The organism is Halomonas elongata (assembly GCF_029081005.1).
Taxonomy (GTDB): domain Bacteria; phylum Pseudomonadota; class Gammaproteobacteria; order Pseudomonadales; family Halomonadaceae; genus Halomonas; species Halomonas elongata_B.
This window is the reverse complement of sequence record NZ_JAJQTQ010000002.1, coordinates 46,899-66,332: the sequence shown is the minus strand read 5'-3', so window position 1 is coordinate 66,332 and position 19,434 is coordinate 46,899. Positions and strand designations below refer to the sequence as shown.

General features: G+C 65.3%; 13 protein-coding genes. 9 read left to right on the top strand and 4 right to left on the bottom strand.

Annotated features, from left to right (window positions below; translation table 11 throughout):
- Both LU493_RS01805 and LU493_RS01800 read left to right on the top strand, forming a co-directional pair.
- Positions 1 to 2,082 carry a TonB-dependent siderophore receptor gene (locus tag LU493_RS01805; RefSeq protein ID WP_275286070.1) on the top strand — a complete coding sequence of 694 codons (2,082 nt, stop codon included), beginning with the start codon at positions 1 to 3 and terminating at the stop codon, positions 2,080 to 2,082.
- Between the two features lie 139 nt (positions 2,083 to 2,221).
- On the top strand, positions 2,222 to 3,061 hold the full coding sequence (locus LU493_RS01800; RefSeq protein ID WP_275286069.1) for a sterol desaturase family protein: 840 nt from the start codon (positions 2,222 to 2,224) through the stop codon (positions 3,059 to 3,061).
- A gap of 34 nt (positions 3,062 to 3,095) precedes the next feature.
- On the opposite strand, the gene LU493_RS01795 is transcribed toward LU493_RS01800, so the two are convergent.
- Positions 3,096 to 4,889 (bottom strand): ABC transporter ATP-binding protein, encoded by a 1,794-nt coding sequence (locus tag LU493_RS01795; protein ID WP_275286068.1) that lies wholly within the window; start codon positions 4,887 to 4,889, stop codon positions 3,096 to 3,098.
- Between the two features lie 292 nt (positions 4,890 to 5,181).
- The gene (locus LU493_RS01790; protein WP_275286067.1) at positions 5,182 to 5,793 is read right to left on the bottom strand and encodes a superoxide dismutase; all 612 of its coding nucleotides are present in this window, start codon (positions 5,791 to 5,793) and stop codon (positions 5,182 to 5,184) included.
- A 233-nt stretch (positions 5,794 to 6,026) separates the two neighbouring features.
- Here LU493_RS01790 and LU493_RS01785 point away from each other — a divergent pair, with 233 nt between their 5' ends.
- From LU493_RS01785 to fhuB, 3 genes are all read left to right on the top strand, one after another.
- On the top strand, positions 6,027 to 6,794 hold the full coding sequence (locus LU493_RS01785) for an ATP-binding cassette domain-containing protein (protein WP_275286066.1): 768 nt from the start codon (positions 6,027 to 6,029) through the stop codon (positions 6,792 to 6,794).
- Positions 6,795 to 6,881: 87 nt separating this feature from the next.
- Complete coding sequence (locus LU493_RS01780) at positions 6,882 to 7,718, top strand: ABC transporter substrate-binding protein (protein WP_275286065.1); 837 nt, start codon at positions 6,882 to 6,884, stop codon at positions 7,716 to 7,718.
- Entirely contained in the window at positions 7,708 to 9,693 is a 1,986-nt protein-coding gene (gene fhuB, locus LU493_RS01775) for a Fe(3+)-hydroxamate ABC transporter permease FhuB (RefSeq protein WP_275286064.1), read from the top strand. Before LU493_RS01780 ends, fhuB begins: the two co-directional genes overlap by 11 nt.
- 366 nt (positions 9,694 to 10,059) lie before the next feature.
- On the opposite strand, the gene LU493_RS01770 is transcribed toward fhuB, so the two are convergent.
- Entirely contained in the window at positions 10,060 to 12,138 is a 2,079-nt protein-coding gene (locus LU493_RS01770; protein ID WP_275286063.1) for a TonB-dependent siderophore receptor, read from the bottom strand.
- Positions 12,139 to 12,485: 347 nt separating this feature from the next.
- On the opposite strand from LU493_RS01770, the gene LU493_RS01765 reads away from it, so the two are divergent.
- Complete coding sequence (locus LU493_RS01765; RefSeq protein WP_275286062.1) at positions 12,486 to 13,073, top strand: SagB/ThcOx family dehydrogenase; 588 nt, start codon at positions 12,486 to 12,488, stop codon at positions 13,071 to 13,073.
- Between the two features lie 116 nt (positions 13,074 to 13,189).
- Here the strand turns inward: LU493_RS01765 and LU493_RS01760 are convergent, their stop codons facing one another.
- Positions 13,190 to 14,851 carry a multidrug ABC transporter permease/ATP-binding protein gene (locus tag LU493_RS01760; protein WP_275286061.1) on the bottom strand — a complete coding sequence of 554 codons (1,662 nt, stop codon included), beginning with the start codon at positions 14,849 to 14,851 and terminating at the stop codon, positions 13,190 to 13,192.
- A gap of 232 nt (positions 14,852 to 15,083) precedes the next feature.
- Here LU493_RS01760 and LU493_RS01755 point away from each other — a divergent pair, with 232 nt between their 5' ends.
- The 3 genes from LU493_RS01755 (at position 15,084) to LU493_RS01745 (ending at position 19,433) form a co-directional block, all read left to right on the top strand.
- Positions 15,084 to 17,243: a TonB-dependent receptor gene (locus tag LU493_RS01755; RefSeq protein WP_275286060.1), complete on the top strand. Its 2,160-nt coding sequence runs from the start codon at positions 15,084 to 15,086 to the stop codon at positions 17,241 to 17,243.
- A gap of 136 nt (positions 17,244 to 17,379) precedes the next feature.
- A complete protein-coding gene (locus LU493_RS01750; protein ID WP_428994514.1) occupies positions 17,380 to 18,441 on the top strand; it encodes an ABC transporter substrate-binding protein in 1,062 nt (353 codons plus the stop codon).
- Positions 18,435 to 19,433 (top strand): FecCD family ABC transporter permease, encoded by a 999-nt coding sequence (locus LU493_RS01745; protein WP_275286059.1) that lies wholly within the window; start codon positions 18,435 to 18,437, stop codon positions 19,431 to 19,433. The genes LU493_RS01750 and LU493_RS01745 overlap by 7 nt, the downstream gene beginning before the upstream one ends.
- The last annotated feature ends 1 nt before the right edge of the window (position 19,434 follow it).

The window sequence follows — 19,434 nt, the reverse complement described above, 5'->3', positions numbered from 1 at the left end:
ATGTTCCGACCCACCCCCCTGGCGCTTGCCGTCGCCCTGGCGGCTTCCGGTAGCTCCCTGGCCACCCAGGCCCAGCAGACCGAACAGCTCGATACCGTGACCGTCACCGGCACGGCGGCGACCAAGACCGAAACGCCCTTCAACGAAACGCCGCAGGCCATCTCCCGGGTCGAGCGCGAGGACTGGGAGGAGAAAGGCGCCGAGACGGTGCAGCGTGCCCTGAACTACACGGCGGGGGTCTACGCCAACCAGGTCGGCGCCTCCAACCGGTATGATTACATCGTGATGCGCGGTTTCTCGGACGGCAGCCTGAGCAACACCTTCCTCGATGGCCTCAAGCTGATGGGCGATGCCAACTCCTACAGCTCGCTGGTCGTCGACCCCTACTTCCTGGAAAGTGTCGAGGTGGTCAAGGGGCCGGCGTCGGTGCTCTATGGCCGGGCCTCTCCCGGGGGCCTGGTCTCGATGACCAGCAAGCGCCCCGAGTTCGAGGATAGCGGCGAGGTCCGCGTCGGCGTGGGCAACAATGCCCAGCGCAGCGCCGCTTTCGACCTCACCGGTCCGCTGGACGAGGAACGCCGCGTCGCCTTCCGCCTGACCGGCAAGGCCAGCGCCGCCGATACCCAGTTCGGCCCGGTCGAGGAGAAGCGTTATGCCTTCGCCCCGCAGTTGACCTGGGACATCACCGATGCCACCAGCCTGACTCTGCACGCCTATCTGCAAGAAGACCCCGAAGGCGGCTATCACTCCGGCGTGCCCTATGAGGGGGCGGTGGAAAGCCGCAACGGCCAGAAGATCGACAACACCTTCTTCGATGGCGAGGATGACTACGACAAGTTCGAGCGCACCCAGCGCCTGATCGGCTACGACCTGGAACACCGCTTCAACGACGACTGGACGGCCCGCCAGAAGCTGCTCTATCTCAACACCGACGTGACCCTCAATCAGGTCTATGGCTTCGGCTGGGCCAACGACACCGAACTCAACCGCTACTATTCCGGCGGCGAGGAGTCCATGGAAGCCTGGACACTCGACAACCAGTTGCAGGCCGAGCTCGAGACCGGTGCCGTCGAGCATACGCTGCTGTTCGGCGCCGACTACCAGCAACGCGAGAACGACATCAGCTGGCCGTCCGGCGCCTTCCCGCCGCTGGATGCCTTCGACCCCGAATACGGCGCCGAGCCAACGGCCATGTACGCGCCGACTCGCGAGAAACACGAACTCAGCCAGGTCGGGGCCTATGTCCAGGATCAGATGGCCATCGGCAACTGGCGTTTCTCCCTCGGCGGCCGCTACGACTGGGTCGATATCGAGAACACCACCAAGGGCACCGGCGCTACCAGCGAGCTCGATGACACCCAGTTCAGCGGCCGCGCCGGCCTGCTCTACAGGTTCGACAACGGTGTATCGCCCTACGTCAGCTACTCGACCGCCTTCACGCCGACCAGCTTCGTCGATGTCAACGGCGACCTGCTCGAGCCCATGGAGGGCCAACAGCTCGAGACCGGGGTGAAGTTCCAGCCCCGAGGCACCCAGGACCGCTACAGTCTGGCGCTGTTCCATATCGACCAGGAGAACGTCGCCACCAAGGAGCAGCCTACCGATCCCTATGAAGCCATCGGCGAGATCGAGTCCCAGGGGGTCGAGCTCGAAGCTCACACCCAGTTGACCGACAACCTGCGCCTGCAGGCCAGCTACAGCTTCACCGACATCACCTACGCCAAGAGCGACGACGGCAACGAAGGCAACCACGCCATCTACGCACCGCGTCATCAGGCATCGGTCTGGGGGCATTACCGGTTCGACGACGGGGCGTTCGCCGGTCTCGGCGCCGGCCTGGGGATCCGCTACCGCGCCGATATCCAGGCCGACCGCGCCAACACCGAGCAGGTGCCTGACTACACCCTGGTCGATGCCGCCCTGAGCTACGACTTCGCCAATGCCGGCCTGGACGGCGTCACCGCACGTCTCAACGTCAACAACCTGATGGACAAGGAGTACGTGGCCTCCTGCAACTCGCTGCAGTACTGCTACTTCGGCGCCGAACGCAGCGTGAAGGCCACCGTCAGCTACGACTTCTAGGGCGTTTACACATTACTGCACTAGAAACTCTGCCCCGATCCCCCGATGCGGCCCTGCCGCATCGGGCTTGACCTCTTCCCGTCCCTGGCGACACTGGAGCCACGGGCTCCGCCCTGTTTCACGGCAACCGGTGAACGCCATGGTCGACACGCTGCTTTCGCATGAACCGACGATACGGCTCGGTATCTTCACCGGGGTTCTGGTGGCGATGGCGCTCTGGGAAATCGCCGCACCGCGCCGCCCCCAGCGCTACCGCCGCTGGCAGCGCTGGCCGCACAACCTGATGATCGTGGTAGTCGACACCCTGGCGCTGCGCCTGGTCTTTCCGCTGGCCGCGGTCGGGGCCGCCCATGTCGCGGCCGAGCATGGCTGGGGCCTGTTCAACGTGCTGGCCTCACCGGGCTGGCTGGCGGTTCTGGTGTCGTTCGTGGCACTGGACATGGCCATCTACTTTCAGCACAGGCTGTTCCATGCCGTGCCCTGGTGCTGGCGACTGCACCGCATGCATCATGCCGATCTCGAATTCGACGTGACCACGGGACTGCGCTTCCACCCCCTGGAGATCCTGCTCTCGATGGGCATCAAGCTTGCCGCGGTGATGGCGCTGGGCGCCCCGGTGCTCGCGGTGCTGATCTTCGAAGTCGTGCTCAATGCCACCTCGATGTTCAACCATGGCAATGTGCGCTTGCCTGCCTGGCTCGATCGACGCCTGCGGCGGTTCGTGGTGACGCCGGAGATGCACCGCGTGCATCACTCGATCATCCCCCGGGAGACCGACAGCAACTTCGGTTTCAACCTACCCTGGTGGGATCACCTCTTCGGCACCTACCGCGCTCAGCCCAGTGCCGGCCACCTCGGCATGACGATCGGCCTCGAGGCGTTCCGGAACGCCCGCGCCCTCAGGCTGGATCGCCTGTTGCTCCAGCCGTTTCTCGATGACAGTCCTCGTGGCCCGAGCGACAAGACGCCGCGTGTCTGACCATCACGCCGCCTGGGGACGGATCGATCCCGCTTCAAACCGACAGCACCGCCCCGGCCTCGCCGGTCTGCACCCGCCACTGGGTGGCATAGCGCCCGTCCTGCGCCAGCAGCTCGTCATGACATCCACGCTCGACGACCCGGCCGGCCTCCACGACCGCGATCTCGTCGGCATGCACGATGGTCGAAAGCCGGTGGGCGATCATGATCACCGTGCGGCCATGACCGATACGCGACAACGAGCGCTGGATCGCCGCCTCGGTCTCGTTGTCCACGGCGCTGGTGGCCTCGTCCAGCACCAGGATCGGCGGGTCCTTGAGCAAGGCCCGGGCCAGCGACAACCGCTGGCGCTGGCCCCCGGAAAGACGCACGCCGCGCTCGCCGACCGGTGTGTCGAGTCCTTGCGGCAACGTCTGGATGAAGCCCCAGGCCTCGGCGGTGCGCGCCGCCTCGATCACCTCGTCCTCGTCGGCCTCGGGGCGGCCATAGGCGATGTTGTCGCGCACCGTGCCCTCGAAGAGATAGACATCCTGGCTGACCAGGCCGATGGCCTCGCGCAACGAGGAAAGGGTGAGCGTCTCGGTCGGCTGGTCGTCGATGAGTACCCGCCCCGCGGCCGGATCGTGGAAGCGCAGCAGCAGCTTGATCAGTGTCGACTTGCCCGACCCGGTAGCCCCCACCAGGGCCAGGGTATGGCCGGACGGCACCTCGAGATCGATACCCTCGACACCGGCAGCGGACTCGGCGTAACGAAACCCCACGCCTTCGAAGCACACCGCGCCACGCACCGGACGCGCAAGTTCGGTACCACCGGCGTCATGCACCTGGATCGGCGTGGCCAGCAGATCGAGAATGCGCCGGGTACTGGCCATGGCCCGCTCGAACAGGTCGATCACCTGGGCCAGACCGGTCAGCGGCCACAGCAGTCGCTGCGTCAGGAACACCAGCACACCGTAGGCGCCGACATTGAGATCGCCGCGCAAGGCCATCATGCCGCCCACCGTGAAGGTCGCCAGGAAGCCGGTAAGGATCGCCATGCGGATCACCGGAATAAAGGCCGAGCTGATGCGAATCGCCCGGCGGTTGGCCTCCACATAGGCCTCGCTGGTCTCGCGCAGGCGCTCGGCCTCGCGCGTCTCGGCGGTGAAGCTCTTGATCGTCGCGATGCCCGCCAGGTTGTTGGACAGCCGGCTGGCCAGTTCGCCGACGCGCTCACGCACCTCGGCGTACAGCGGCCCGGCCTTGCGCTGGAAGAAGAAGGCCCCCCACACGATCAACGGAATCGGCGTGAAGGCCAGCAGTGCGATCAACGGCGACAGCACGAAGAACACCGCCCCCACCGCCACCACGGTGACCCCGACCTGGATCATGGAATTGGCGCCGCCATCGAGGAAACGCTCGAGCTGGTTGACGTCGTCGTTCATGATCGCCACCAGGCGACCCGAACTCTGCGACTCGAAGAAGCCCATATCGAGACGCTGCACGTGCTCATAGGCATCCTGGCGCAGTTCGGCCTGCAACCGCTGGGCCAGGTTGCGCCACAGGATCTGGTAGAGATACTCGAACAGCGACTCGCCGGCCCAGATCAGGAAGGTCAGCACACCGAGTACCAGGATCTGCTCACGGGCCGAGGTGAAGCCCAGCCCGGCGACGAAACTGTCCTCCTGGTTGACCACCACATCGATGGCCACCCCGATGAGGATCTCCGGCGCGATATCGAACAGCTTGTTGATCACCGAGCAGATCGTGGCGGCGACGATATGCCGTCGGTGCCCTCGGGCATAACGCAACAGGCGCCCCAGGGCCTGGAAACTACTCGTACTCGACATGCTTGACTCTCCTTGATGGCATGCGACGCACCGGCACGGCACCGTGACGACATGAACCAACGAAAAACGCCAGGGCCGGCGTGTCAGCCGACCCTGGCGAATCTGGTATCACCGCGCCCGCTACAAGCGCGATTCAAGGGAAACACTGCTTAAATGCCTGCGCATGTAAATCGCGTCGTTACGCGGTGCTCGAAAGCTCGCCTAACCTCGCGTTATGCCTCGCTTTCTGTGCTCCGTGCGCCTCGCGCTTCACGATGCTCGGCGATTTATTCAGTATTTCCCAAGCGACACCTCAGGCAGTGGCAGCCTGGTAGCGACGCTCGACTTCGTCCCAGTCGACCACGTTGAAGAAGGCCGCGATGTAGTCGGGACGCTTGTTCTGGTACTTCAGGTAGTAAGCGTGCTCCCACACGTCCAGACCCAGCACCGGAGTGTTGCCGTGCATCAGCGGGCTATCCTGGTTCAGGGTGTTCTCGACCACCAGGCCACCCTGCGGTGTCACGCTCAGCCAGGCCCAGCCGCTGCCGAAGCGCGTCAGGGCTGCCTTGGTGAAGGCTTCCTTGAAGGCGTCGAAGCCGCCCAGTTCGCTGTCGATGGCCTCGGCTACCTTGCCCTTCGGCTGACCGCCGCCCTGCGGCGACATCATCTTCCAGAACATGGAGTGGTTGGAGTGGCCGCCGCCGTTGTTGATCACGGGCTGACGCTTGTCGTCGGGCACGCGATCGAGATTGGCGACCAGCTCGTCCACCGGCACTTCCTCGAGGCCTGTGCCCTCGAGCGCGGCATTCAGATTATTCACATAAGTCTGATGGTGCCGCGTGTGGTGGATCTCCATGGTCAGGGCATCGATATGGGGTTCCAGGGCATCGTACTGGTACGCAATCTCGGGCAGTGAATGCGGCATGATGAAGCATCCTCCTCGTTGATGAATGGTCGCGGATCCGCGACTCGGCGCATACAAGAGTATGGCAAATCAGGACCCTAGACACTAACGCAAAATGATTATCAATTTTCCATAGAATTTCTTCATCGCCCTCATCGAGCGAATATTGATAACCATTCTTATCTGCTTTAGGCTAGCCGGGCGCGAGGCGGTCGATAACGCTCTCACGCTCCCCAAGAGATGTGGAGTCCATCATGTTCGAAGTCAAGGCCGCGACGTTCGAGGTCAACGGCAGCCGGCTGTTGCATCCTACCGACCTGAGCTTTCGCGAGGGTCGTGTCTACGGCTTGATCGGCCATAACGGCTCCGGAAAATCGACACTGCTCAAGTTGCTGGCCCAGCAGCAACCCGCCAGCCGCGGCGAGGTACGCTTCGACGAACGCCCCCTGGCCGACTGGGGTAACCGTGAGTTCGCCCGCCAGGTCGCCTACCTGCCGCAGCACCTGCCCAGTGCCGAGAACCTGACCGGCCGCGAGTTGATCGGCTTCGGCCGTTATCCCTGGCACGGCCTGCTCGGGCGCCATACACGGGAGGACCGCGAGCAGGTCGAGCGCGCCATCGAACTGACGCACACCGAAGCCTTCGCCGACCGCCTCGTCGATACGCTCTCCGGCGGCGAGCGCCAGCGCGTCTGGCTGGCCATGCTGCTGGCCCAGGGCAGTCGCTTTCTGCTCCTCGACGAACCCCTGGCGGCGCTGGATATCGCCCACCAGGTCGAGGTCCTGGCGCTGGTGCGCCAGCTGTGCCGCGAGCTCGGCCTGGGCGTGGTCATCGTGCTGCACGATGTCAACATGGCCGCCCGTTACTGCGATCACCTGGTAGCCTTGCACAGCGGCCGAATCCTCGCCCAGGGCAGCCCCGGGGAGATGATGCAGGATGCCACCCTGGAGGCCATCTACGGCATTCCCATGCGCGTCATGTCCCATCCCGGTGGGGAACATCCCATCGCCGTCGTTCATTGACCCTCAAGCCATGACGTCATGCTCCTGAGTTTCGGCCCAGCTCTCCGTATTACCGTCCGCGCCACCACGCGCTGGCTGACCATCCTGATGACCCTCTGCTGTCTCATCAGCACACCAACCGCCCTCGCCGATCCGCCACGTATCGCGACCCTGGACTGGACCCTGGCCGAAACCCTCCAGGCACTCGATACGCCGCCCATGGCGGTTGCCCAGATCGATGCCTATCACGATTGGGTCGGCGAGCCACACCTGCCTGATACCGTGGCCGACCTCGGCCTGCGCACCCAGCCCAATCTCGAGTTGCTGTCGGACCTCGATCCCGACCGGATCCTGATTTCACCGATGTTCGCCAATCTGACGCCGCGCCTGTCGCGCATCGCCCCGGTAAAGAACTTCACGCTCTATACCCCCGGGCGCGACACCTGGCAGGAAATGCGCGAGCTGACCCGTGGCGTCGCCGACGTCATCGGCCGCCCCGCGGCGGCCGAGCAACTGATCGAGGATGCCGAGTCACGCATCGCCGAACTGCGTCAACAACTGTCCGATGACACCCCGCCGTTGCTGGTCGTCCAGTTCATGGATGCGCGTCACGTCCGCGTCTTCGGCGACAACGGCCTGTACCAGGCGGTGCTGGAACGCCTCGGCCTCGACAACGCCTGGTCCGGCGAGACGAACGCATGGGGCTTCTCGCTGGTCGGCATCGAGGCGCTGGCGAATCTCGACGCTCGCCTGGTGGTGGTCGAGCCGTACCCCGCCGGCGTCCGCGAGACGCTCGACCGGAGCGGACTCTGGCAAGGGCTGGTACGCGACAGCCGAGGCGAACCCCTGGTGCTGCCGCCGGTCTGGAGCTTCGGCGCCCTGCCCTCGGCACAGCGCTTTGCCGAGCAACTCACCGCCGCGCTGGAGGCGCCCCATGCTCGCTAGGACGTCCTTCCGATTGACACCGGGCATCGCCTGCGCCCTGCTCTGCCTGGCCCTGGTGGCGCTGGCCTCGACGAGCCTGAATGCCGGGGCGGGACTCGCCGCTGGCCTTCAGGCCCTGTTCGGCAGCACCAATCCCACGATGGACACCCTGGTCCTGCACTTCAGCTGGTGGCCGCGGCTGACCATGTCGCTGCTGGCCGGCGGCGGCCTGGCCCTGGCCGGGGTCCTGATGCAGCAGGTACTGCGCAACCCCCTGGCGGCCCCCACCACCCTGGGCGTAGCCAGCGGCGCCAACCTGGCGCTGATGGTCGCCACCCTGGCGGCCCCCGGACTGCTGGGACTGGGGCGAGAATGGGTCGCGCTGGTCGGCGGCGGCCTGTCCATGGCGCTGGTATTCGCCCTGGCCTGGCGTCGAGGCCTGGCCCCGGTGGTCGTGGTACTCGGCGGCCTGGTGGTCAACCTCTACCTGGGGGCGCTGGGCATCGTGTTGCTGCTCTTCCATCAGGAGGAACTCAAGGGGCTGCTGATCTGGGGCGCCGGCTCGCTGGCCCAGAACGACTGGGACGGCGTGGCCTTTCTCGCTCCCCGCCTGGTCCTCGGCGCCCTGGCCGCCTGGTTGCTGCTGCGCCCGCTGGCGGTGCTCGAGCTCGATGATGCCAGCGCCCGGAGCCTCGGCGTCTCGTTGCGCGCCCTGCGCCTGGCCGGCCTCGGCCTGGCGGTCTTCCTCACTGGCTGCGTGGTCAGCGTGGTCGGCGTGATCGGCTTCATCGGCCTGGCCGCACCGAACATCGTGCGCCTGGCCGGGGCTCGCCGCCTCGGTCCGCGACTGCTCTGGTCGACGCTGCTCGGCGCCCTCTTGCTGGCCACCACCGACCAGCTACTTCAGCAGTTCACCGGCCAGGTATCGGGCCTGATCCCCACCGGCGCCGTCACCGCTGCCCTGGGCGCGCCCCTGTTGATCTGGCTGATCCCCCGGCTGCGCCTGCGCGGCGACCAACCTCCCGGCACGACCACCGCGCCGGCCGGACGACACCCTGCCCCCGGTCGCCTGGCGGCTGGACTGGTCATCGGCCTGGCGGTCGTGACGGTAGTGGCATTGCTCGTCGGACAGACCGCCGGCGGCTGGTCCTGGCTCTCGCCCGATGACTGGGCGGTCCTGCAGTGGCGATTGCCTCGGGTCCTGGCCTCGGCCGGCTGTGGCGTGATGCTGGCCATCGCCGGCACCCTGATCCAGCGCGTCACCGCCAATCCCATGGCCAGCCCCGAGGTGCTGGGCATCAGCGGCGGCAGCGCCATCGCACTGATCCTGGCCATCTTCCTGCTGCCCTCGCCCGACAACCTGACCCTGGTCGGCGTCGGCACCCTGGGGGCACTCGCCAGTCTCGGCGTGCTGATCCTGCTCAACGGTCGCAGCGGCCTGCTGCCCGAGCGTCTGCTGTTGACCGGGGTGGCGATCACCGCCGCCTTCGATGCCGTACGCGCCATCGTGCTGGCCGGCGGCGACCCGCGTGGCCAGCAGGTCATCGCCTGGCTCTCGGGATCCACCTACTATGTCGACCTGACCAGTGCCCTGGTCGTCATCGCGCTCGCCCTGGCACTCGGCCTGCTGACCGGCCCGCTCGCCCGCTGGCTGGATATCCTGCCGCTGGGGGCCGCCACGTCCAGGGCACTCGGCATCGGCCTGAAGCGCTCGCGCCTGCTGCTGTTGCTACTGGTCGCCCTGCTCACCGCCGCCGCCACCCTGGTGGTCGGCCCGCTCTCCTTCGTCGGCCTGCTCGCGCCCCACCTGGCCCGTCTGCTGGGCTTTTCCCGGGCGAGCATGCACCTGCTGGGCGCAGCCCTGACCGGCGCCCTGCTGATGGTGCTGGCCGACTGGGTAGGCCGTCAGCTGCTGTTTCCACAAGAGATTCCCGCCGGCATCGTCGCCTCCCTGCTGGGCGGCGCCTACTTCATGTGGGGGCTCCGAAGGCTCTGAGCCGCTGGAAGCTGGAAGCTGGAAGCTGGAAGCTGGAAGCTGGAAGCGATCAGTATCGGCTCACGATCGGCGGTGTTGCCAGCAAAAAGGCCCGAGGCACTCTCCAGAGCCTCGGGCCTTTTTGATTAATAGGGATTATTCAATTCCCACCTCAGGGGATGCACTGATTTATGTCGCGAGCGAAGAGAGGCTGGTTGCCGCCGGAGCGCAGAACCGAGCGAAGCGACAAACATCCGGAGGATGGTCCCGAAGGGGCGAGGAACCGAAGGTTCCGAGTCAACCGGAGTGTAGCCTGTGCTACATGAGGATTCCGAGCACCGCCGGCGGCCAGGATATCGGGCGCAGCAATAAATCAGTGTTTCCCCTTCACCACTGGTAGCTCAAGCTACCGATCACACTCCGCGATTCGCCGTAGTAGCACCAGTAGTCACAGCTGGCGACGTATTCCTTGTCGGTCAGGTTGTTGACGTTGACCTGAGCCCGCCAGTTGTCGGCGAAGTCGTAGCTGGCCATAGCATCGACCAGGGTGACATCCGACACCGTGATGTCGTTGTAGGTGCTCTCGCCGACGTAACGCACGCCGCCACCGAGCTTGAGCCCCTGCAGGGCGCCTTCCTGGAAGGCGTAGTCCAGCCAGGCCGAGGCTTGATGCCGCGGAATCAGGCTCTTGCGCTCGTCCCCCTCGCGCTCGGCATCGGTATAGGTATAGGCAGCGGTGAGCTGCAACTGATCCGTCAGGTAGCCGACGCCTTCCAGTTCGACGCCCTGTGACGTCTGCTTGCCCACCTGTTCCTGACGTCCGCCCCCGGTCGTGACCAGGCTGTTGCGCTGTTCGAGATCGAAGACGGCCGCGGTGACGTAGCCATCCCAGTCCGGCGGCGCGACCTTGACGCCGGCTTCCCATTGTTCGCCTTCGAGAGGCTCGTAGAGGCGTCCATCGTCGTCGACGCTGGCCTGCGGCTCGAAGGACTCGGTGTAGCTCAGATAGGGATTGATGCCATGCTCGCCGAGGTACATGACTCCGCCGGACCAGGAGACCTGATCGTCGTCGGCACGTTGCGTGGTACCGGCTGTGCGGTTGACGTTATCGGTCTCCGCCTGGTCATAACGCACGCTGCCGAGCAGTACCCAGCGGTCGTCGATGCGCAGCTGATCCTGGAGGTACAGGCCGGTCTGCTGCTTGTCGATCTCGCGATCGGTCAACTGATCCTCGGTCACCGGCGTATAGTTGCCGTACCGAGGGTCGAAGATGTCGATGGGATCGCCAAAGGTAAAGAGGTCGGCCTCCTTGCCCTCGAGGCCAAGATCCTGGTAACCCAGACCGATCATCAGGGTGTTCTCGGTCCGATCGGTGTACCAGTTGCCGATCAGCCGGTTGTCCATCGTCCAGCTTTCGATCTCGCCATCCCGATAGGCCAGCCCGCGAGTGGCCAGTCGATCGGACCCGGGCTGACGAGCGGAGATATAGGTACTTCGCAGATCCATGTCCAGGTAGCTGTAGCGCAGGTTCTGCTCGAAGCGCCAGGTATCATTGAACTGATGGCGCAGCTCGTAACCGAGGGACGCCTGAGTGCGTTCATTGGTGTCATAGCCCGGCTCGCCATAACTGGTCTGCGGATCGACCTTGCCGAAGGGCGTGTCCTCGACCGTGCCATAGGTCAGCTTGAAGGGGTTGGTCGGGACCGCATCATCCTTCTGGACACTGGCCAGGAAGGTCATGCTGGTGTCGTCACTGAAATCCACTTCGAGGCTCGGCGCGAAGTAATAGCGCTCGTTCTCGGTGTTGTCGAGATCGCCATCGCGCTGCTTGACCATGCCGACCATGCGGTAGCGAACGTCGCCGCTCTCGGTCAATGGCCCCGAGGTATCGATGCCGAGTTGCCGATGCTGACGATTGCCGGCCTGGATGTTGACCTCGCCCCGCGGCTCGCTCGTCGGCCGCTTGCTGACGGCGTTGATCAGGCCGCCAGCCGGTGCTTCACCGTAGAGAATCGACGACGGCCCCTTGAACACATCGACGCTTTCCAGACCATAAGGCTCGGGCAACCACTGGTAGTACCCCGTCCGATAGATACGCAGACCATCCTGGTAGGTGGACTGATCGAAGCCTCGCACCTTGAACCAGTCGGTATCGTTATCCGCGCCATAATGACCCGCCAGCACGCCGGCTCGATAACGGAAGGTCTCGTCGAGGCTCTGAACGTTGCGCTCCTCCAGCTCCTCCCGCTGGACGGTCGACACCGGACGCGGCGTCTCGACCAGTGGCGCGGCGACCTTGAGGGCCGTACCAACCACGACGACGGTATCGGATTCAGCGACCTCGTCCTGAGCCAGGGCGAGCAGCGGCGCGCCCAGCAGAGCGCCGGACAGCGAAAGTCCCAGCGCACGACGAACGGCGAGCGCCATCGGCGAACGGGACGGGGCGGGAGGACATGAATGTGGCATCGGGAGCCTCGGCGATGAGAATGACACGGATAAATGACATCGTGCCGACATCGACGACCCCGGCACGCAAACGTGGATGATAATTGTTGGCACCTAGATTAACAATTCCACGCGCGCAACACGCTCGCGACACCACTCCGTCGCATGCCCGGAAGTCCGGGGCGTTCCCGGCAGATGCTCACACACCGTCCCCTCATGACATGGTCGCCCCAGAAGTTGCAGCCCCCGGAGGGGTTCCGAAGGAAGGTGTCGGTCCGCTCCGGGGCCTTGTCAAGCCTGGCCCGGAGCGTCGAAACATGGTGCTATACGTTGACATGCAACCTTGCGTTCAAGGAGGAACCACTACGTTGGCAGACATCACGCTTACCCAAGCCCTGTCACGACGCCGAACGATTCGGGAGTTCACCAACGCCGCCGTTTCCCCTGAGGTGCTGAAAAGACTCGCTTGGGCGGCACAGGGCATTACCGATACGGAAGGGAAAAGAACGGCACCTTCCGCCCACGCCATTCACCCGCTCCAGTTATTCGTCGTGGCGAACCGCGTCGATGGCCTCGACCAGGGCGTATATGAGGTCGACTCCCTCGACTCCGGCCTGAGGATGGTCAACCGTGCGGATGTGCGCCCTGCATTGAGAAGAGCCGCTATCGGGGCCCCTCAATGGATCGCGGATGCCGCATTCATCGTGGCCATCTGTGCCGATATGGTAACCCCGAGCCGCGCCTTCGCCGAGCAGAAGCCTTATGGGGAGCGTGGGGTGCGATATGTGTACATGGAAGCTGGAGCGGCGGCACAGAACCTTCAGTTACAAGCTGTGGCCGAAGGCTTGGGAAGTGTCTGGGTTGGTGGTTTCAATGATGAAGAAACCGCTAATCTTCTTGACCTGCAGACGCCACTGACCCCGATCATCCTGTTGTGTGTCGGATATCCGGCATAGGGGGCTCGCCGAGCGCCATGTGACAAGGCGACCGGCGAGTTCAAAGATCGGCCACGAATCGCCTGATGGGATGTTCGTGGCCGATCAAGCGGATGGCATTCAAGCGACCCAAAGGGTCAGACGCCATCGAGGCTCCCCACCGCATCCTGGCTGGCCCGTTCCCGTTGCCTGCCGGTCAATTCGCGAAGCCGGCCATCACGCATCTCGAGCAGACGGTCGGCGTGATCGAAGTAGGCGTCGTCGTGACTGACGGCCAGCACCGTCTTGCCCAGCTCGCGCAACCGGGGCAGCAAGGCCTGGTAGAAGGTCCGTCGGAACTGTGGGTCCTGGTCGGCGGCCCATTCGTCCAGCAGCAGGAAGTCACGCTGTTCGGCAATGGCCAGCAACAACGCCAGTCGCTTGCGCTGTCCCTGGGAGAGTTGCGGATTGGTGACACGATCGCCGTCGAAATGCAGTTTCTCTTCCATGTCCAGCCGGTCCAGCCAATCCTCCACCAGCGCGGGGTCGGGCGAGGCGCCCTCCTGCCCCATCAGCCGATCGAAGAGGTGGAAGTCGGTGAAGACCGCCGAGCAGCCACGCCGATAGGCCTCCCGCTCGGCCGGCTCGAGCGCACGCCCATCGAGCAGGATCTCGCCGTCATGTGGCTGATAGAGGCCGGTCAACAGTCGGGCCAGGGTCGACTTGCCGCTGCCGTTGCCGCCGATCAGGAACACCTGTTCGCCGCGTTTCAGGGTCAGGTCGATGGGGCCGACCTCGAAGCCCCGCCCCTGCTCGCCGTCGGCATAGCGGAAGGTCACGCCGCGCAGCTCCAGGGTCTGCCAGTCCGTCAGGGCATCGCCGCTGGTGAACGCCTCACGATAATCGGCCAGTTGCAGGCTTTCGAGCTTGTCGAAGGCGACCTGGGCGCCGAGCAGCGTCGGCAGCGCGCCCACCGCCTGGATCAACGGTGTGCGCAGGAACAGCAGGGTCAGGGAATAGGTCGCCGCCACGTTGGTGTTGGCCCAGCCCAGGCCATTGGCCAGGAAGAACGCCAGGCCGATGGCCCCCAGCATCATGATGTTGGACCAGTTGACGGCACTCAGGTGAAAGGTGTCGGAGCGGATGATGTGATGGCGATATTCCCGGGCGTTGCGGGTGTAGACCTCGTCGAACAGGCGGCGCGCGCGATCGCGGTTGAGCGCGAGTTCCTTGCGTCCCTCGATCACCGCCGCGTAGTCCTGGTAGAGGCGATCCTCGGTTGCACGCACCCGGCCGAGGTGCCGATAGACCCGCGAGACCAGCAGCCAGCCGACGACCACGGTCACCGCCACCCAGACGGCGGTGACCGCCAGCATGCCGGGCGATAGCCAGGCCAGGTACAACGCCGACCCCACCGTCAGGATCACGCCCTGAACCAGCTCGGGGAGTCGCACGAAGGCAATGGTGATCTGGCGCACATCACTGGAGAGACTCGCCATGAGGTTGGCACTGCCCAGGTGCTCGACACGTTCGATGTCGGTGTCGAGGATCCGCTTGATCAACCGCCCGCGCAGTCGGTAGACGAAATGGTGCCCCAGGGTAGTCAACGCCAGTTGTGCCCCGAGCGTGATGGCCAGCAGCAGCACGATCAGCCCGATGAACTGCGGTAACACCACCAGCGGGTCGCCATGGGCCTCGATCAACCGTCGGTTGATGAAGGCGATGACCCCGATGCCCAGGCCGGCACTCGCCAGACTGAGCGCCATGACGGCAATGAACGGCCAGCGGTAGTGGCGAAAGACGACGCGCAAGAGTTCCACGGGCGATCCTCGTCGAGACAATGGCGGGGCATTGTGGCGCATTATGTCGGCAAGTCAACGACGCTCCGGGGCGGCTTGGGGCGGCACTATTGCGGTGGCTAACCATTTGCATCAGCAAATGCAAAACATTATCATCCATGGCCCGATATCGAATAGCGCAACGCTGCGTATCGCCAGACACAACAACGATCGACAAATTTTTCCCTGGATCGAATCAAGGAACTCTTGCCGTATGCTCACCACCCCGCGCCCGACGCGACTGCGCCCCGTTCTGCTGTGTGCCGCCCTGCCCGTCACGGCGTTCGCCCAGACTGCCACGACCGTCGATGCCGCCTCGTCGGATGCCGATGACCTCTCCCCGGTGGTCGTCACCGCGACCCGCAACCGCAGCAGCGAAGGCGAGACGCCGCAGAAGGTCACCATCATCACCCGCGAGCAGATCGAGCAGCAACTGGCGATCACCCAGGACCCCAGTCAGGTACTCAGCAACCTGATTCCTTCCTACTCGCCCAGTCGCCAGAAGCTCAATAATACCGGTGAGACCTTCCGCGGCCGCTCGGCTCTGTTCATGATCGATGGCGTCCCCCAGTCCAACCCGCTGCGCGACGGCGGCAGGGACGGTTATACCATCGACCTCTCCATGGTCGAGCGCATCGAGGTCATCCACGGCGCCAGCGCCGAACACGGTCTGGGCGCCACCGGCGGTATCATCAACTACGTGACCAAGCGTCCCGACGGCGCCGGGGTCCGCCAGCATGCCGGCATCAGTCTGACCAGCGATGATGACGTCAAGTCGGATGGCTTCGGCTACAAGCTGGATTACCGACTCAGCGGCCAGACCGGCGACTGGGACTATCTGGTGGCCGCCAGCCGCCAGGAACGCGGTGTCTTCTACGACGGCAACGACGAGGTCGTCGGCATGGCTTACCATGGCGAGATCCAGAATTCCGCCAGCTACGACCTGATGGCCAAAGCGGGCTACTGGATCGACGACGACCAGAATATCGAGGCGTCAATCAACCATTTCGACCTCGAAGTCGACGACGACTATGTGCCGGTCAGCGGCGACCGCGACGCGGGTATCCCGACCACCGCGCGCAAGGGCAAGCCCGATAGCGACCCAGGCTACAACGAGGTTACCTCCGCCCGGCTGTCGTACTCCCACGCCGACTGGTTGGGCAATAACGTCGACGCCCAGCTCTATACCCAGCGCTTCCGCGCCCAGTTCGGTGCCACCGGCCTCGGTTCCTTCCCTTACCAGGACGATGCGGGCAATACCCTTTATGACCACACGCGCAACGAGTCCGACAAGGTCGGTGCCAAGTTCACTCTGAGCCGCGACGGCCTGCTCGATGATCGACTGAGCCTGACCACCGGCCTCGACCTGCTGCAGGACGAGACCCAGCAAGTGCTGGTGAACACCGACCGCAACTATGTCCCGGAAAGCCAGTTTCGCAACGTGGCGGCCTTCCTGCAGGGTGACGTCGACCTGACCAAGTCGCTGAGCCTGCATGCCGGGGTCCGCCAGGAGCATGCCGAACTGAACGTCGACGACTACTCGACCGTGGATCGCAGCACGAGCGTCGAGAACGACCTGGTCTCGGTGAACGGCGGTACCCCCGAGTTCGACGAGACGCTGTTCAACGCCGGCATCGTCTATCAGGCCACCGACTGGGCCCAGCTCTATGCCAACTACTCCGAGGGCTTCGGCATGCCCGACGTGGGCCGTGTGCTGCGAGGCGTCAGCACGCCTGGGCAGGGCGTCGACGACCTGATCGACCTCTCTCCCATCGTCACCGACAATCGCGAGGTCGGAGCACGCTTCGACTGGGATCGCTACGGGCTCGAGCTGAGCTACTACGAGTCGAATTCCGATCTCGGCCAGCGCATCCAGCCCGATGCCCAGGGCAACTACCGTGTCCAGCGAGAGAAGACCGAGATCCAGGGTATCGAGGTCACCGGCGAAGCGCGCCTGAATGACGCCCACAAGCTACGCCTCACCTATACCCATGCCGAGGGCGAATCCGACACCGATGGCGATGGCAGCGTCGACACCAAGCTGACGGGCCGCGACCTGGCCCCGGACACCCTCAAGCTGGCCTGGAGCGCAGCCTGGAACGACAAGCTGTCGACTCACCTGCAATACAGCCACTACGTCGACCGCAGCTTCGATGATCCGGCGATCGAGTTCGACGGCTACGGCCTGCTCGATGCCTCGCTGGCCTATCGCCTGCCGGTGGGGCGTGCCAGCCTGGGTATCGAGAACCTCACCGACGAGGACTACTTCACCTACTACTCGCAATCGTTCCCGCAGTCGCCCGTGCTTGAAGACGATCTGTACTTCAAGGGTCGGGGACGCACCCTCACTCTGAGCTATCAGCTCGACTTCTGAGGCGATACCTTCGATTGATCTGGCTTGTCGCGCGGCACCCTCGGGTGCCGCTTCTTCTCCACTTGCCTGCCCGACCTGCAAAGACCGACATACAATGCCCGACACCCTATCGCGAGGAGCACAGGCACCGACGGCCATGGCCAGCAGGCCTTTCCCCCGCTGGCTGGCGGCGCTGCTGGCCTGCCTGATGCCATTGGCGTCCCCCGCCCTGGCCGCGGGCGACGCCCGTGATGCCATCACCGTCGCCAACGCCTTCGGCGATACTCGCGTTCCCGCCACGCCAGAGCGCGTCGTCACCCTCTACCAGGGGGCGACGGACAGCGCGGTGGCGCTCGGTCTCACGCCGGTGGGCGTGGTCGACGCCTGGCTGGAAAAGCCCATGTATCTCTACCTGCGCGAGGCGCTGTCCGGCGTGGAACACGTCGGCCTGGAGACCCAGCCCAACCTGGAGAAGGTCGCCTGGCTGGACCCGGACCTGATCGTGGCCACGCGCTTTCGCCACGAGCGGGTCCGGCCGCTGCTGGAACAGGTCGCACCGACGGTGGCCACCGGCACCGTCTTCGACTTCAAGGCCAGCCTGGCGCTTCTGGCCGAGGCCACCGGCCGCGAGGCCCGCGCCAGGGAACTGTTGCGGGCCTGGGACGCGCGCGTGGCGGACTTTCGTCGCCGAATCGCCGGGACGCTGGGCGACGACTGGCCGCAGAAGGCCGCCGTGGTGCGTTTCAAGAGCGACCATGTGCGCCTGTATTCCACGGGCTTCGCCGGCTCGATCCTCGAGGAGCTGGGCTTCGAACAGCCCGATACCGTGCAGGACCAGGGCTGGGGCATGAAGCTGACCAGCGAGGAGAACATCCCGGTCCTCAATGCCGATGTGATCTTCGTGCTGCTGGAGCCGGACGATCCCGCCATCGCCCGCAACTACCGGCACTGGCGCTCTCACCCCCTCTGGCAGCGGCTGGACGCCGTGGCGGCCGATCGCGTCTACGAGGTGGATGCCGTCAACTGGATCATGGGCGGCGGCATCCTGGCCGCCAATGCCATGCTCGACGACCTCTACCGCCACTACGGGTTGGCGGCTCCCAGCGCGCACGAGGCGCCCGGATCGCCCCTGTCGGCTGAGTCGACATCGGCGGCCGGCTGCCGCGCCGAGGCCGGTGACGGGTCACGCGCCCATGATGTGGAGGGCGCGGCATGCTGAACCGCGGCGTCACCCGGGGCCTGGGCCTGCTGCTGGGTCTGGCGCTGGCCGCGGCGGCCTTCGCGGCGAGCGTCATGCTGGGCACCACCGAGATCGCCGCGCCGACCTTCGCCCAGGCGCTGCTGCACTACGATCCCGCCCGGGTCGCGCATATCATCATTCTCACCGAGCGCCTGCCGCGGGCGGTGATCGCCGCCCTGGTCGGCGCCAGCCTGGCCATCGCCGGCGCCCTGATGCAGACCCTGACCCGCAACCCCCTGGCCTCGCCGAGCCTGCTCGGCATCAACGCGGGGGCCATGTTCTTCGTAGTGATCGCGGTCTCGCTGCTGCCCCTCCATGCCCCGGCCGAGATCGTCTGGGCGGCGCTGCTGGGCGCTCTGGTCGCGGCCGGCCTGGTGGCGATGCTGAGTCGCGGTCGCCAGGGGGAGCTGTCGCCGCTGAGGGTCGTGCTGGCCGGCGTGGCCATCACCGCCATGTTCGTGTCGTTCAGCCAGGGCCTGCTGATCATCGACCGGCAGAGCTTCGAGAGCGTGCTTTACTGGCTGGCCGGTTCCGTGTCCGGGCGCGAACTGTCGCTGGTGGTACCGCTGCTGCCGCTGTTCGGCGGCGCCCTGCTGCTGTGTGCCCTGCTCGTCCGCCACGCCAACGCCCTGCTGCTGGGCGACGACATGGTCAAGGGGCTTGGCATGCGAGCCGGCACCATCAAGCTGCTGCTCGGTCTGGCGGTGATCCTGCTGGCCGGCAGCTCGGTCGCGCTGGCCGGCATGATCGGTTTCGTCGGACTGATCGTGCCGCACATGGCGCGGGGGCTCTTCGGCGTCGACCACCGCTGGCTACTGCCGGCCTGCGCCCTGCTGGGCGCGAGCCTGCTGCTGCTGGCCGATGTGGCCTCGCGCTTCCTGATGGCCCCTCAGGACGTCCCGGTGGGGGTGATGACCGCGCTGCTCGGCACGCCCTTCTTCATCTACCTGGCACGCAGGAACCCGACCTGAC